This window comes from Arenibacter lacus, from assembly GCF_008711145.1.
Classification (GTDB): Bacteria; Bacteroidota; Bacteroidia; order Flavobacteriales; family Flavobacteriaceae; genus Arenibacter; species Arenibacter amylolyticus.
Window position 1 is genome coordinate 1 of the sequence record NZ_VVIN01000034.1, and the last position, 14010, is coordinate 14010.

Below are 14010 nucleotides of genomic sequence, written 5' to 3' on the forward strand. Positions count from 1 at the left end.
GAAGGGGAAAGCGCCACATTTTTAATACCCTCTTCCCTAGCCTACGGCTATCACGGGGATAAAAATAAAATTGGGACCAACGTCCCTATCAAAACCACAATTACCATCTTAAAAATCAATAAAAGTTCTAATTAAAAACCACAAGAAATGAAAAAAGCATACCTATTATTACTAATCCTATCCTTAGCACTCTCTAGTTGTAAATCTAGTAAGCACGCCGAATTGGGCGATGGGATATTTGCCGATATTAACACTACCAAAGGAGATATAATTCTAAAATTGGAATATGAAAAAACACCGATAACGGTTGCTAATTTCATATCCCTTGCCGAAGGAAACAGCCCATTTGTAAGTGACAGCCTAAAAGGAAAGAAATATTATGACGGTCTAATTTTCCATAGAGTTATAAAGGATTTTATGATTCAGGGAGGAGATCCAACCGGTACCGGTAGAGGAAACCCAGGCTATAAGTTCGTAGACGAGTTTAACGATTCCCTTAAACACGACAAAGCGGGCATCCTGTCTATGGCCAATTCCGGACCTACCACCAACGGAAGTCAATTTTTCATCACGCACAAAGAGACGCCATTTTTAGACGGAAGACACACCGTATTTGGAAATGTCGTTGAAGGCTTAGACGTTATAGATTCTATTGCCAATGTAGCAACTGGAGAAGCAGACAGACCTGTAACCGATGTTGTAATGAATTCCGTAGAAATTATTAGAAATGGCAAAGAAGCCAAGAAGTTTGACGCCGTAAAGGTAATGAGCGATTACTTTGCAAAAGAAGAAGAGAAAATTAAAGCCAAGGAAAAAGTAATTAGCGATATGGTGGCAGAGTTTTCCGAACAAGAGCCACAAGCCAAGGAACTACCCTCTGGATTAAAGGTATATACCATTAAGGAAGGCGAAGGGGAGAAACCTACCATTGGACAAAAAGTAAATGTTTTTTACGCAGGATATTTATCGGACGGTACTTTATTTGATAGTAACTACGAAGAGGTAGCAGTAAAATACAATGCTTTTAATCCTGCCAGAAAACAAGGTGGAGGATACCAAGCCATCCCTATGGATTACAGTCCAGAGGCACCGTTGATTGCCGGTTTTAGAGAAGGTTTATTAAATATGAAGGTTGGTGATAAGGTACGTCTTTTCATCCCCTCCCATTTAGGGTATGGTGAAGCTGGCGCCGGAAATGTAATTCCACCTAATGCAGATTTGGTATTCGATCTAGAAATTACCGAATAATCCAAATAGCCACTAGGCAAAAATATTAAACCGCCACTGGAATGTGATTCAATCCAGTGGCGGTTCTTTTTTATAAATTAATAATGATTCCTCTGGGTGAAAACATATCCCCATCAGGTTCCTAAACGCACTTACCAGTTTTGGGATTTTAATCTTAAAGTAGCTCTTAAAATATCTTTCTGCGAGATTTGCCCCACCAATTTTCCATTTTCAACAATGGGAAAACGCCTGCGTTTTTCATTCAAAAACTTATTGGCGGCATCAAAGATATTCATATCGCCATCAATGGTTTCCACATTTTTTATCATATGGCTTTCCACCGTTCTATTGGCGCTTGGTAGATTGTGGTATCGCTTCTCACTGATATGCTTTATGCAATCTCCTTCAGAAATAATCCCTACCAATTCATAGCGGTCATTTACCACTGGCCCTCCGGAAATCTTATATTTCAACAAAGCCTCAATCACCTCTTCCACGGATTGCTCCGGTTTAAAGGTAATTAACTTAGTGGTCATATAGTGGCGCACACGTAATAGCACCTCTTCCGGTGCTTTTTCGCTTCTAGGTCCTTGATAATTTTTAACTGCCATACTTAAAGTGTTTCTAATGTTACTACACAATATAGCAAAATTCGTCTATAAAACCTAGTTATTAATCGATAAAGGAGCCTCCATAGGAGCCCCCTTTATCATTTATCCTTACTAAGTCTAAACACCGTTTAGCTTTTTGGAATGTCCTCCAAAATACTCAGGGTATACTTCCAGAATTTCTGTACCGATGAAATACTGGCTCTTTCATCTGGGGAGTGGGCACCTCTAATGGTGGGTCCATAACTGATCATATCCACTTCTGGGTAGTGCTGTCCCAATATTCCGCATTCTAGTCCGGCATGGCAAGCCACCACATTGGGCTCTTCCTTAAATAGATCTACATACTTGGCGTGCATTACTTTTAAAATAGCAGAATCCGGATTGGGGTCCCATCCAGGATAGTCCCCACTTAACGTTACTTTATATCCAGCCTTTTCAAAAACCGATTTCAGAGATGCTGCCAACTCTTTCTTCCCAGCCTCTACCGAGGATCTGGTTAGGCATGCTATTTTCAGTTCCCCCTCCTTTACTACCACACTGGCAATATTATTGGAAGTTTCCACAAGGCCCTCCATGAACGAACTCATGGCATACACCCCGTTATGCGCCTCCTGTATGGCATGCAACAGTTGCTCTTGGGCCTTATTGCCCATTACCTTCTGCGGTGATTCTGCAGGTTGTGCAGTTATCGTTAAACTTGGCTCTGTTTCAGCGTATTCTTTGGAGAAACTTTGCACCCAACCTTGAAAATTCTCAGTAAAGGTCCCTACCTCAGCAGCGCTAAGGGTTACCAAAGCGGTGCTCTCCCTAGGAATAGCGTTTCTTAACCCTCCTCCATTTATTTCTGCAATCCTTACACCAACCGCATCGGCAGCTTTCGAAATCAGGGTATTCATAATCTTGTTGGCATTGCCTAAACCTTTATGAATATCCATACCACTATGACCTCCACTTAGCCCCTTTACCGTGATTATAAATGCTTTTGTGTCTTCGTTTACTTCCTCTTCCTTATAGTTGGCTTTGGCGGTAATGTCTACCCCTCCAGCACATCCTATATCTATTTCATCATCTTCTTCCGTATCCAGATTCAAGAGAATTTCACCTTCTAACAATCCTCCTTTAAGCCCTTTAGCCCCAGTCATGCCAGTTTCCTCATCTATAGTAAAGAGTGCTTCCAAGGCTGGGTGGGGAATATCCTTGCTTTCCAAAATAGCCATGATAGTAGCTACTCCCAAGCCATTATCGGCCCCTAGGGTAGTCCCCTGAGCCCTAACCCAATCGCCATCTACATACATCGCTATTCCTTGGGTATCAAAATCAAAATCGGTATCGTTGTTTTTTTGATGTACCATATCCAAGTGGGATTGCAAAATAACCGTTTTGCGATCTTCCATTCCCTTGGTGGCCGGCTTCCTTATAATTACATTGCCCACCTCATCTACAAGGGTGTTTAATCCTAGGTTCTTCCCAAAATCAACCATAAAAGCAATTACTCTCTCTTCTTTTTTGGAGGGCCTTGGCACTGCATTTAGATCTGCAAATTTATTCCATACCGCCTTTGGCTCCAATTCACGTATTTCTTTTCCCATAGTTATCTGTCTAAACCCCAAAAATACAGATAGAAAAATAACTAAGCGAGATTATTGGTTATTTTTGGGCAGATGGAACAGAAAATCAAAAACCTCATCGCCCTATCCCTTTTGCCGCAAATCCTTTTGGTTAAATGGGTGGGCAATTACCCCGGGGTTATAGAAAAATATTACAGTAAAGGCCTATACCCCATACTATCTGGTTTTTGGCGCACCCTTCTGGGATGGATCCCGTTTTCTGTGGGAGACCTACTCTACGCCCTACTCATCTTACTGGCCGTAGGATATCTTATTATAAAACGCAAACAGATCCGTAAAAAGCCACTCCTGTTCTTAAGGGATATAACCATGGTGGCCTCCGTAGCTTATTTTAGTTTTCATTTGCTATGGGGTCTAAATTATTACAGGGAGCCCCTGGCCAAAACTTTGGAGCTAAGAGAGCAACACAGCGAACAAGATTTGGTGGATTTTGTAGATAGATTGGTAGAAAAAACCAATGCAATACATTTTCAAATAACTGGTGACACCACCAAAATGGTAGCGATTCCCTATAGTAAAAAGGAGATTTTCGAGATCACTTTAGACGGCTACCGAACATTGGAAAAGGAATTCCCCATGTTCGCCTACCGCAGACCAAGTATAAAAGAATCCATTTTTAGCACTCCCCTAACCTACATGGGCTATGGAGGGTACCTAAACCCCTTTACCAATGAAGCTCAGGCCAATGGAAGACTACCAAATTTTAGATTCCCCATTATTAGCGGACACGAAATTGGTCACCAACTGGGATATTCTGCCGAAAATGAAACCAACTTTATTGGTTACTTAGTAACCGTTAAAAACGAGGACCCCTATTTTAAATATGCCGCCTATGCCTATGCATTAAGTTACTGCCTTAACGACTTAGCCAAACGGGATCGGGATTTATTTGACCAAGCCTATCAACAGTTAAATCCGGGGGTAATAAAAAACTACCAAGAGGTCTCCAATTTCTGGAATACGCATGAGAATCCCCTTGAACCTATTTTCAAAGCAATCTTTAACACCTTTTTAAAAGCTAACAACCAAACCAAGGGTATACAGAGCTACCATGCGGTGGTAACCCTTTTGGTAAATTACTATCAAGACACTCCCCTTTAACACTTCCTTGAAGTGAAAGAAAAAACTCCCTACCGGGATGGACAACCCCTTGCAAATGTTAAAAAAAACTAAACATTTGACTTTATCGTAAGGGATGGGCTATTTTTAGCGCTACTAATTTAACTAACACGCTTCATTATGAAATTACGCTTATTTGCCCTCGCCACGATGTGGTGCGGTATTTCCTTGTTTGCACAGGATTATTTCCCTAAAAATGATGGTGTTAAGGCAGAAGACCAAAATTATACCGCCTTAACCAATGCCAAAATTTACGTTACCCCTACCCAGGTACTTAACAATGCTACCTTACTTATCCACAAGGGGAAGGTGGTACAAGCGGGGAAATCTGTGAGTTTGCCCAAGAATACAGTATCCATTGATTTAGAAGGAAAGTCTATCTATCCATCCTTTATCGATATTTACTCCGATTTTGGAATAGAACAACCAAAAAGGGAATCTAGCCGCGGACGAACAGCACAATATGAGCCTTCTAGGGAAGGGTTTTATTGGAACGACCATATTATGCCCGAAAACAATGCCATAGGAGTTTTTAAATACGATGATAAAAAAGCTGAAGAACTTAGGAAGATAGGTTTTGGAACGGTTAACACCCACATTCAAGACGGAATTGCCCGTGGTACCGGCGCCCTCATCGCCTTAAACGGCAAAGGAAATGATGCTGAACGGATTTTGGACGACAAATCGGCTCAGTATTTCTCCTTAAAGAGAAGTGTTGAAAAATCGCAATCCTACCCTAGCTCCCTTATGGGATCCTTGGCCCTTTTGAGACAAATGTATTACGATGCAGAATGGTACGCCAAAGGAAACGTGACTACCAAAGATCGCTCCTTGGAATCTTTACTCAACAATAAAGACTTGGTTCAAATATTTGAAGCGGGAGATAAAGACCATATACTACGTGCCAATAAAATAGGCAACACCTTTAATATCCCCTACGTAATCTTAGCTGGGGGTAACGAATATGAGAACATAGCCGATATAAAGGCCACCAATGCCAGTTTAATTGTTCCCATCAATTTCCCAAAAGCTTATGACGTATCCAATCCTTACCAAGCCCAATTAATTAGCTTAAAGGATATGCGACTTTGGAACCAGGCCCCCTCTAACCCCAAAGTTTTAGAGAAAAATAAAATCACTTTTAGCTTAACCCTGCACGACCTAAAGTCACCCGCAGAATTCAAGAGTAAACTGGCCACTGCTATTGAGTATGGACTTTCTAAAACTAAGGCCTTAGAAGCATTGACTACTATACCAGCAGCCACCTTGGGAAAGTCTGCGGAAATAGGTTCCCTACAGCCTGGCAGTTATGCCAACTTCCTAATAACCTCTGGAGATATTTTTGACAAAGGTACTACGCTGTACGAAAACTGGGTACAGGGACAGCCACACATAATCAATGATAGAAATCTTAAAGACATACGTGGAGATTATAACCTAATTGCTGCAGGTAAGGAGTATAGCCTCTCTATTAGCGGTGAAACCAGCAAGCCTAAGGCAGAAATTAAGCAAGCCGGTGAAAAGCGCACCACCAGCATAGATTACGACCAGCAGTGGTTAAACTTAACCTTCCACAATAAAGAAGGAGACAAAGTACACAGGTTGGTAGCTAAGGTAGATCCAGCTTCCAATGATATTAAAGGCAAGCTTATATTGCCTAATGGAACAGAAACTAGCTTTACGGCCAACAGAACTGCGCCACACTCTGAAAAATCAAAAGAAGAAAAGCAAAATCCAAAACCAGAGGTACAACCCGTAACCTACCCCAATATGGGATACGGCTATGCCAGCAAACCAAAACAAGAAACCATCTTGTTTAAAAATGCCACGGTATGGACCAGTGAAGATGCTGGGATCTTAGAAGCCACCGATGTACTGGTTAAAAATGGTAAGATTGACAAGATTGGAAAAGATCTAAAGGCAAGAGGTGCAACCGTAATAGACGCCACTGGGAAACACCTCACAGCGGGGATTATTGACGAGCATACGCATATTGCGCTCTTATCCGTTAATGAAAGTGGACACAACTCTACCGCTGAAGTAAGCATGGAAGATGTAGTGGATCCAGAGCACATAGGAATCTACCGTAACTTGGCTGGAGGTGTTACCTCTGCCCAGCTATTACACGGTTCTGCCAATCCGATTGGCGGAAGATCGGCTATAATAAAATTAAAGTGGGGGTCTAGCGCCGAAGATATGATCTATGACAACTCCCCTAAATTTATAAAATTCGCATTGGGAGAAAACGTAAAGCAATCTAACTGGGGTAGCTACAGCAGATTCCCACAAAGTAGAATGGGTGTAGAGCAGCTATTCATCAATTATTTTGAGCGCGCCAAGGAGTACGACCGCAAGAAGAAAAGTGGGGAGCCCTATAGAGTGGATGAAGAAATGGAAACCCTAGCAGAAATTTTGAATGGGGAGCGTTTCATTAGCTGTCACTCCTATGTGCAGAGTGAAATTAATATGCTGATGAAAGTTGCCGAAAAATTCAACTTTACCGTAAACACCTTCACCCATATCTTGGAAGGATATAAGGTAGCAGATAAAATGAAGGCCCATGGGGCAGGTGCATCTACCTTTAGTGACTGGTGGGCGTATAAGTATGAGGTGAACGATGCCATCCCGTACAACGCAGCTATTCTACAGAGCCAAGGAGTGACCGTTGCGCTTAACAGTGACGACGCGGAAATGTCTAGAAGACTAAACCAGGAAGCGGCAAAAACCGTGAAGTACGGTGGAATGTCCGAGTTGGAAGCTTGGAAAACAGTAACCATCAATCCGGCAAAACTCTTACACATAGATGATAAAGTAGGTAGTATTAAGGAAGGTAAGGATGCAGATCTAGTGCTGTGGAGCCACCACCCATTGTCTGTTTACTCCAAGGCAGAGAAAACCTTGATAGACGGAGCAGTCTATTTTGACTTGGAAAAAGACAAGCAACAAAGGGAAGCCATTAAGGAAGAGAAAGCCAAATTGATCAATTTAATGCTTAAGGAAAAGAAAAAAGGCAACGCCACCCAAGAACCAAAGAAGAGCAATAAAGAAGAATTTCATTGTGACAGCCTTTAAAAACCGATACAAAATGAAAAATATTAAACTTACTATAATTATAGCACTCGTACTGTGTGCCATTCCCATTTATGCCCAACAAACACCAGCATCCGAGCAAAAAACAGGATTTAGCATTGAGGGCGCCGTTGCCCATTTGGGCAACGGGGAGGTTATTGAAAACTCCTTAATCATGTTTGAAAATGGCAAACTCACCTTTGTGGGCGACGCCAACACAAAAATTGCTAGAACCGGTACGGTGATAGATGCCAAAGGACAACACGTATACCCAGGATTTATCGCTACTAGCACTTCTTTAGGGCTAATAGAAGTAGATGCGGTAAGAGCTACCAATGACCGGGCAGAGATAGGGGATTTAACTCCGCACGTTAGAAGTCTTATCGCCTATAATGCCGAATCCAAGGTAGTAGAGAGCATGCGTCCCAACGGAATCCTCCTAGGGCAGGTTGCCCCTAGAGGAGGTACTATTTCTGGATCCTCTTCCGTTATGCAGTTTGACGCGTGGAATTGGGAAGATGCCGTTGTAAAAGTAGATGACGGCATACATCTCAACTGGCCCAACAGCTTTAAGCAGGGCCGTTGGTGGCTAGGTGAAGACCGGGCATATAAACCCAATAAGGAATACCCCACGGAGACGGCAACTATTGTGCGATTCCTCAAAAGTGCCGAAGCCTATGGCAAAAGCACCAATGCGGAGCACCATCCTGCCTATAGTGCTTCCCAAGGCTTGTTTGAAGGCACGCAAAAATTATATGTGAATGCCGATGGCGAGAAAGAAATTATGGACGCCATTACCACTCTTAAAGGATTGGGAATTAAACATGTGGTATTAGTAGGCGGATATGACGCATATAAGATCACTGATTTCCTTAAGCAACATGAGATTCCTGTTTTGGTAAGGGCAACCCACAACCTGCCCAGACACGATGATGATGACTACGACCTGCCTTATAGGATTCCAAAGATCTTGTCGGATGCCGGCCTCTTGGTAGCCATGCAAAACATGAGCGCCATGAATTTCCAAAACAGAAACCTACCGTTTTACGCAGGTCAATTAGTACAGCATGGTATGTCTCCAGAGGAAGCACTGAAACTTATCACCTCCAATCCGGCAAAAATTCTGGGAATAGATCAAGACTACGGAACCTTGGAAGTAGGTAAAAGCGCTACCCTTTTCATTTCTCAAGGGGATGCCCTAGACATGCGCACCAACCAATTGTCTCGCGCCTTTATAGACGGAAGGGACATCTCCCTAGAAACGCACCAGACCAAATTATGGAAAAGGTATATGGGGAAATATGAAAGCAAGTAATCTATTTAGATAGTTATTATAAAAAGGGCTTGGAGACCGTAGGTGATTCCAAGCCTTTTTTTATTGTTCCCTCCTTGCCTCCCCCAACCATTATTTGGCGTACTACTCCATTTCGGTTACCGTATTCTAGGGAATGGAGCGTGGGAATTTGGTCATGATAATTGCCATCAATAGCTTATTTTTGTCACAATGAGCTATACAAAGGAAATTAACAGCGTTCAGAATCCACTGGTAAAACAAACGCTGGTTTTATTGGAAAAATCGAGAGAGCGAAAGAAAAAGGGACGCTTTGTGATTGAGGGAATTAAAGAATTGGAGCTGGCCATAAAGGGCAACTATCAACTAGAAACTCTTTTTTATTATCCCGAATTATTTTCTAGGGAAACTGTTTTGGAACACCTAAAAACGATAGACTCCCCACCCGAATTAATATCCATTTCCAAGGAGGTTTTTAAGAAATTGGCTTATAGGGAAGGAACTGGGGGAGTTTTAGCCATTGGCAAAACTAAAGGCCATTCGCTAGAACAACTAAAGCTAGAGAAAAAGAATCCATTAATCTTAGTTGCAGAAGCCCCCGAAAAACCTGGGAACATTGGGGCACTCCTAAGAACAGCAGATGCTGCGGGATTAGATGCAGTGATTATTGCCAATGCCAAAGGTGATCTCTACAATCCCAACATTATTCGCTCTAGTGTAGGCTGCTTATTCACCACCCCAATTGCCCTAGGTACCACCCAAGAGGTAATTGAATACCTCAACAACAAGGACATCGGCATATACTGTGCAGCACTATCTGCCTCCAAGGCGTATACCTTAGTAGATTTTAAAACCCCTACGGCCATTGTGGTGGGTACGGAGGCTACTGGATTATCGGAGGAGTGGCTACAAAATTCTGACCAAAATATAATCATTCCTATGCAGGGTGAAATAGATTCTATGAATGTTTCCGTCTCGGCAGCAATACTTATATTTGAGGCCATAAGACAGCGAACGCCCTAACGGCAGCCATCAAAAGCTCCTATCTTGCGTTGCAATCCATAAAATTCCATTTAATTAAAATGAACACCCATATTCTTTTCTATAGTATCATTGCCATTCTAATCATCCAGTTTATCATAGACCGGGGATTGGAATATCTAAATGCAAAACGATCCAACGATAGTATTCCACCAGAACTGAACGATGTCTTTGATAAGGAGGAATACCGGAAATCCCAAGAATACAAAAAGACCAATTATAGGTTTGCGTGGATTACCTCCTCGTTCTCCCTAATAGTTACCTTAGCATTTTTAATTTTAGGCGGATTTGAATGGGTAGATTCTATTGCCAGAAGCATAAGTTCCAGCTCCATCGTCACCGCATTGCTATTTTTCGGAATTATTACCATTGGGAATGATATACTCACAACACCATTTTCCTATTACCGTACTTTTGTGATCGAAGAAAAGTTTGGTTTTAACAAGACCACCAAAAAATTATTTTGGTTAGATAAGGCTAAAGGATGGGTCATGACCATTATTCTAGGCGGTGGAATACTGGCCTTAATTATACTATTCTTTGAATGGGCTGGCACCAATTTTTGGATCTACACCTGGATATTGGTGGCCGCAGTGTCCCTCTTCATGAATTTATTTTATAGCAGACTCATTGTCCCTATCTTTAACAAGCAGACTCCCTTAGAAGACGGTAGCCTTAAACAGATGATAGAGGCATACGCCAATAAAGTTGGATTTGAGATAAAGAATATTTTTGTTATTGATGGTTCTAAACGCTCTACCAAAGCCAACGCCTATTTTTCGGGCTTTGGAAGGGAAAAGCGAATTACGCTGTACGACACGTTAATCAATGATTTAGAAGAAGAAGAAATAGTGGCCGTCCTGGCCCATGAGGTAGGTCACTACAAAAAGAAACATATCATTTACAACCTCATTATCTCCCTTTTGCTAACGGGACTAACCCTCTACGTGCTTTCCATATTTATTAATACACCTGGGATCTCGCTGGCAATTGGGGTTACCCAGCCTAGTTTCCACGCAGCACTGATAGGTTTCGGAATTTTATACAGTCCCATTTCGGAAATAACTGGTCTAGTAATGAATATGATGTCTAGGGCTTTTGAATATCAGGCAGACAATTATGCCAAGGAAACCTTGTCTCCACAGCCGTTGATTAGTTCCCTAAAAAAATTATCCAAAAATAACCTCAGCAACCTAACACCACATCCCGCCTATGTTTTTATGCATTACTCTCATCCTCCGCTAATAGCACGGATTAGAAACTTAAAGGCATAGATTTTGTTGTGTTTTGTTTCAGTTTGTATTAAATTTAAGATATGATGACCGAAGCTGCAATAGAACAGGAGAATAAAAAGATTGCCAAGCAATACAAGGAGTTGCTTCGCATAAGCTATCAGACCCTTACCGATGAGGATAAGAAACTGATACGCTCTGCCTTTGACGTTGCCGTGGATGCCCATAAAAACCAAAGAAGGAAGTCTGGGGAAGCCTATATTTTCCATCCCATAGCGGTTGCTAAAATTGTAGCCTCCGAAATAGGGTTAGATGCGGTCTCCATTGCTTCTGCCCTTTTGCACGATGTGGTGGAGGACACGGAGTATACCCTAGCGGATATTGAGCGTATGTTTGGGGAAACCGTAGCTCGTATTGTTGATGGACTCACCAAGATTGCCCACCTTAACAAGGACATGAACATCTCCCAGCAGGCAGAGAATTTTAGAAAAATGCTCTTAACGCTGAATGATGATGTACGGGTTATTATCATAAAAATTGCGGACCGTTACCACAATATGCTCACCATGGATTCCATGCCAGAGCACAAACAGGTAAAAATTGCGTCCGAAACCCTATACATCTATGCCCCCTTGGCACATAGAATAGGGCTATACAATATTAAGACAGAATTAGAAGACCTTAGTCTAAAGTATACGGAACCCGAGGTTTATGCCGATATCTTAAGTAAAATTGAAGAATCTAAGGAAGACCAAAAGGCCTATATAGACGCCTTTTCACAGACTATCAAGGATTCTTTAGACAAGGAAAACCTCAACTATCAAATAAAGGGGCGAATGAAATCTATCTTCTCCATTCGCCGCAAAATGAAGGTTCAGAATGTAACCTTCGATGAAATTTACGATAAGTTTGCCCTTCGAATTATCTATGAGTCGGACCGGCACAACGAAAAGTTTATCGCTTGGAAGATCTATTCCATCGTTACCGATCACTACACTCCCAATCCAGTGCGACTAAGGGACTGGATTTCCTCACCCAAATCTACCGGCTATGAAGCCCTACATATTACCGTCATGGGCCCTAAAGGAAGATGGGTAGAGGTACAAATTAGAAGTGAAAGAATGCACGAGATCGCCGAAAAGGGATATGCCGCGCATTTTAAATACAAACACGGTGATCAAAAGGAACAGGGAATTGAAGGTTGGCTAAATAAGCTTCAGGAAGCCTTGGAGAATGCCAATTCTAATGCGGTAGATTTTGTTGAAGAGTTTAAACTAAACCTATATTCCAAGGAGATTTTTGTCTTCACCCCACAGGGAGAGTTAAAATCGCTGCCCAAGGGAGCTACCCCACTAGATTTCGCATTTAACATCCATACGGAAGTAGGCATGCATACAAGGGGCGCCAAGGTAAACGGCAAATTGGTTCCGTTAAACACCACGCTTCAGAGTGGAGATCAGGTAGAGATCATCACCTCAAAATCTGCCTCCCCAAATCAAAGCTGGTTAGACTATGCTACTACGGCTAGGGCCCGGTCCAAAATTAAATCTTCTTTGCGCGAGGAGAAGAAAATTGCGGCCATGGAAGGGAAGGAAGTACTTAGGCGTAAACTTAAATCCCAGAAAATTAACTTAAACGAGGATACCATTAATAAAATGGTTATCTACTTTAAGCTAAAGACCAGCCTAGACTTGTTCTATAGGGTAGCTATAGGCGCAATAGATAATCAGATGATCAAGGACTTTGCTGCTTCTTATAGCAATGCCTTTATCAGCTTCTTCAAAAATAAGATTCGGAGAACCCCTGCCCCAGTCGATGTTAACAAGGAGGAGATTACCGATAAATTTGACACCCTTGTATTTGGAAAGGAAGAAGATAAGCTAGAATATAAACTTTCTAAGTGCTGTAACCCGATACCTGGGGATGAAGTGTTCGGGTTTGTAAGTGTTAACGAAGGCATTAAGGTGCATAAGAAAAATTGCCCCAACGCCATATCCCTTCAGTCCAATTATGCCTATCGGATCATCTCTGCCAAATGGATCGATTCTTCCCAGGAAGAATTTACTGTTGAGATTAAACTGACCGGAATAGACAACTTAGGATTAATCAGTGATATCACAGCTGTTATTTCAGGGAATTTACATGTCAATATGCGTAATTTAAACTTTAGCACGGACGGAGGTACCTTTACCGGACGGATAACTCTTGTTGTAAAAAACAATATTATACTAAAAAGGGTTATAGAAAAGCTAAAGCAGATCAACGGCATCGATAAAATATCCAGAATTTAAATTTTAACTGTACATTTGTATTTTAATGCAGGGTACTTTTTTATGGGGGACAATAATAATCAAGAAATTGTAAAAGGTGTGTTCACTGCTTTCCTTGAGGAAAACGGACACAGAAAGACACCGGAGCGCTATGCCATTCTACAGGAAATCTATAAAAGTGAGGATCATTTTGATATAGAGTCGCTCTACATCAAAATGAAAAATAAGAATTATAGGGTCAGTAGGGCTACATTGTACAATACCATTGAGCTTTTATTGGAATCCAAATTGGTAAGGAAACATCAATTTGGGAAGAACCAAGCTCAATATGAGAAATCCTATTTTGATAGAAATCACGATCATGTGATTTTAACCGATACTGGGGAGGTCATGGAATTCTGCGATCCCCGTATCCAAGCAATTAAACAAACCATAGAGGAAATTTTTGATATAAAGATCAATACACATTCCCTCTATTTTTATGGGACCCGAAATAAAGAAGAGAACACAAATAATTAATCC

The 14010-nt window shown here is 41.6% G+C and carries 10 protein-coding genes; 8 read left to right on the plus strand and 2 right to left on the minus strand.

Annotation, left to right across the window (positions count from 1 at the left end; all coding sequences use genetic code 11):
- Positions 1-147: 147 nt before the first annotated feature.
- Complete coding sequence (locus tag F1E73_RS10855; RefSeq protein ID WP_086477366.1) at positions 148-1248, plus strand: peptidylprolyl isomerase; 1101 nt, start codon at positions 148-150, stop codon at positions 1246-1248.
- 131 nt (positions 1249-1379) lie between these two features.
- Here F1E73_RS10855 and F1E73_RS10860 read toward each other — a convergent pair whose 3' ends face one another.
- Both F1E73_RS10860 and F1E73_RS10865 read right to left on the minus strand, forming a co-directional pair.
- The gene (locus F1E73_RS10860; RefSeq protein ID WP_086477367.1) at positions 1380-1838 is read right to left on the minus strand and encodes a CBS domain-containing protein; all 459 of its coding nucleotides are present in this window, start codon (positions 1836-1838) and stop codon (positions 1380-1382) included.
- A 128-nt stretch (positions 1839-1966) separates the two neighbouring features.
- The gene (locus F1E73_RS10865) at positions 1967-3427 is read right to left on the minus strand and encodes an aminoacyl-histidine dipeptidase (RefSeq protein WP_150451912.1); all 1461 of its coding nucleotides are present in this window, start codon (positions 3425-3427) and stop codon (positions 1967-1969) included.
- Positions 3428-3499: 72 nt separating this feature from the next.
- Here F1E73_RS10865 and F1E73_RS10870 point away from each other — a divergent pair, with 72 nt between their 5' ends.
- The 7 genes from F1E73_RS10870 (at position 3500) to F1E73_RS10900 (ending at position 14007) form a co-directional block, all read left to right on the plus strand.
- Positions 3500-4567, plus strand: coding sequence for a DUF3810 domain-containing protein (locus F1E73_RS10870; protein WP_086477369.1), 1068 nt, complete (start codon positions 3500-3502; stop codon positions 4565-4567).
- Positions 4568-4705: 138 nt separating this feature from the next.
- Positions 4706-7657, plus strand: coding sequence for an amidohydrolase family protein (locus tag F1E73_RS10875; RefSeq protein ID WP_150451913.1), 2952 nt, complete (start codon positions 4706-4708; stop codon positions 7655-7657).
- Between the two features lie 13 nt (positions 7658-7670).
- A complete protein-coding gene (locus tag F1E73_RS10880; RefSeq protein WP_150451914.1) occupies positions 7671-8969 on the plus strand; it encodes an amidohydrolase family protein in 1299 nt (432 codons plus the stop codon).
- Positions 8970-9158: 189 nt separating this feature from the next.
- Entirely contained in the window at positions 9159-9968 is an 810-nt protein-coding gene (locus F1E73_RS10885; protein WP_086477372.1) for a TrmH family RNA methyltransferase, read from the plus strand.
- Between the two features lie 59 nt (positions 9969-10027).
- Positions 10028-11260 carry a M48 family metallopeptidase gene (locus F1E73_RS10890; protein ID WP_086477373.1) on the plus strand — a complete coding sequence of 411 codons (1233 nt, stop codon included), beginning with the start codon at positions 10028-10030 and terminating at the stop codon, positions 11258-11260.
- A 44-nt stretch (positions 11261-11304) separates the two neighbouring features.
- The gene (locus tag F1E73_RS10895) at positions 11305-13509 is read left to right on the plus strand and encodes a RelA/SpoT family protein (RefSeq protein WP_086477374.1); all 2205 of its coding nucleotides are present in this window, start codon (positions 11305-11307) and stop codon (positions 13507-13509) included.
- 42 nt (positions 13510-13551) lie between these two features.
- Positions 13552-14007 (plus strand): Fur family transcriptional regulator, encoded by a 456-nt coding sequence (locus tag F1E73_RS10900; protein WP_086477375.1) that lies wholly within the window; start codon positions 13552-13554, stop codon positions 14005-14007.
- Positions 14008-14010 lie beyond the last annotated feature (3 nt).

Excerpts from the sequence above, each read along its gene's own strand:
- F1E73_RS10895 (WP_086477374.1), top strand. The coding sequence starts at position 11,305 with ATGACCGAAGCTGCAATAGAACAGGAGAATAAAAAGATTGCCAAGCAA.
- F1E73_RS10880 (WP_150451914.1), top strand. The coding sequence starts at position 7,671 with ATGAAAAATATTAAACTTACTATAATTATAGCACTCGTACTGTGTGCC.
- F1E73_RS10865 (WP_150451912.1), bottom strand. The coding sequence starts at position 3,427 with ATGGGAAAAGAAATACGTGAATTGGAGCCAAAGGCGGTATGGAATAAA.
- F1E73_RS10875 (WP_150451913.1), top strand. The coding sequence starts at position 4,706 with ATGAAATTACGCTTATTTGCCCTCGCCACGATGTGGTGCGGTATTTCC.
- F1E73_RS10860 (WP_086477367.1), bottom strand. The coding sequence starts at position 1,838 with ATGGCAGTTAAAAATTATCAAGGACCTAGAAGCGAAAAAGCACCGGAA.
- F1E73_RS10870 (WP_086477369.1), top strand. The coding sequence starts at position 3,500 with ATGGAACAGAAAATCAAAAACCTCATCGCCCTATCCCTTTTGCCGCAA.
- F1E73_RS10890 (WP_086477373.1), top strand. The coding sequence starts at position 10,028 with ATGAACACCCATATTCTTTTCTATAGTATCATTGCCATTCTAATCATC.
- F1E73_RS10855 (WP_086477366.1), top strand. The coding sequence starts at position 148 with ATGAAAAAAGCATACCTATTATTACTAATCCTATCCTTAGCACTCTCT.
- F1E73_RS10900 (WP_086477375.1), top strand. The coding sequence starts at position 13,552 with ATGGGGGACAATAATAATCAAGAAATTGTAAAAGGTGTGTTCACTGCT.
- F1E73_RS10885 (WP_086477372.1), top strand. The coding sequence starts at position 9,159 with ATGAGCTATACAAAGGAAATTAACAGCGTTCAGAATCCACTGGTAAAA.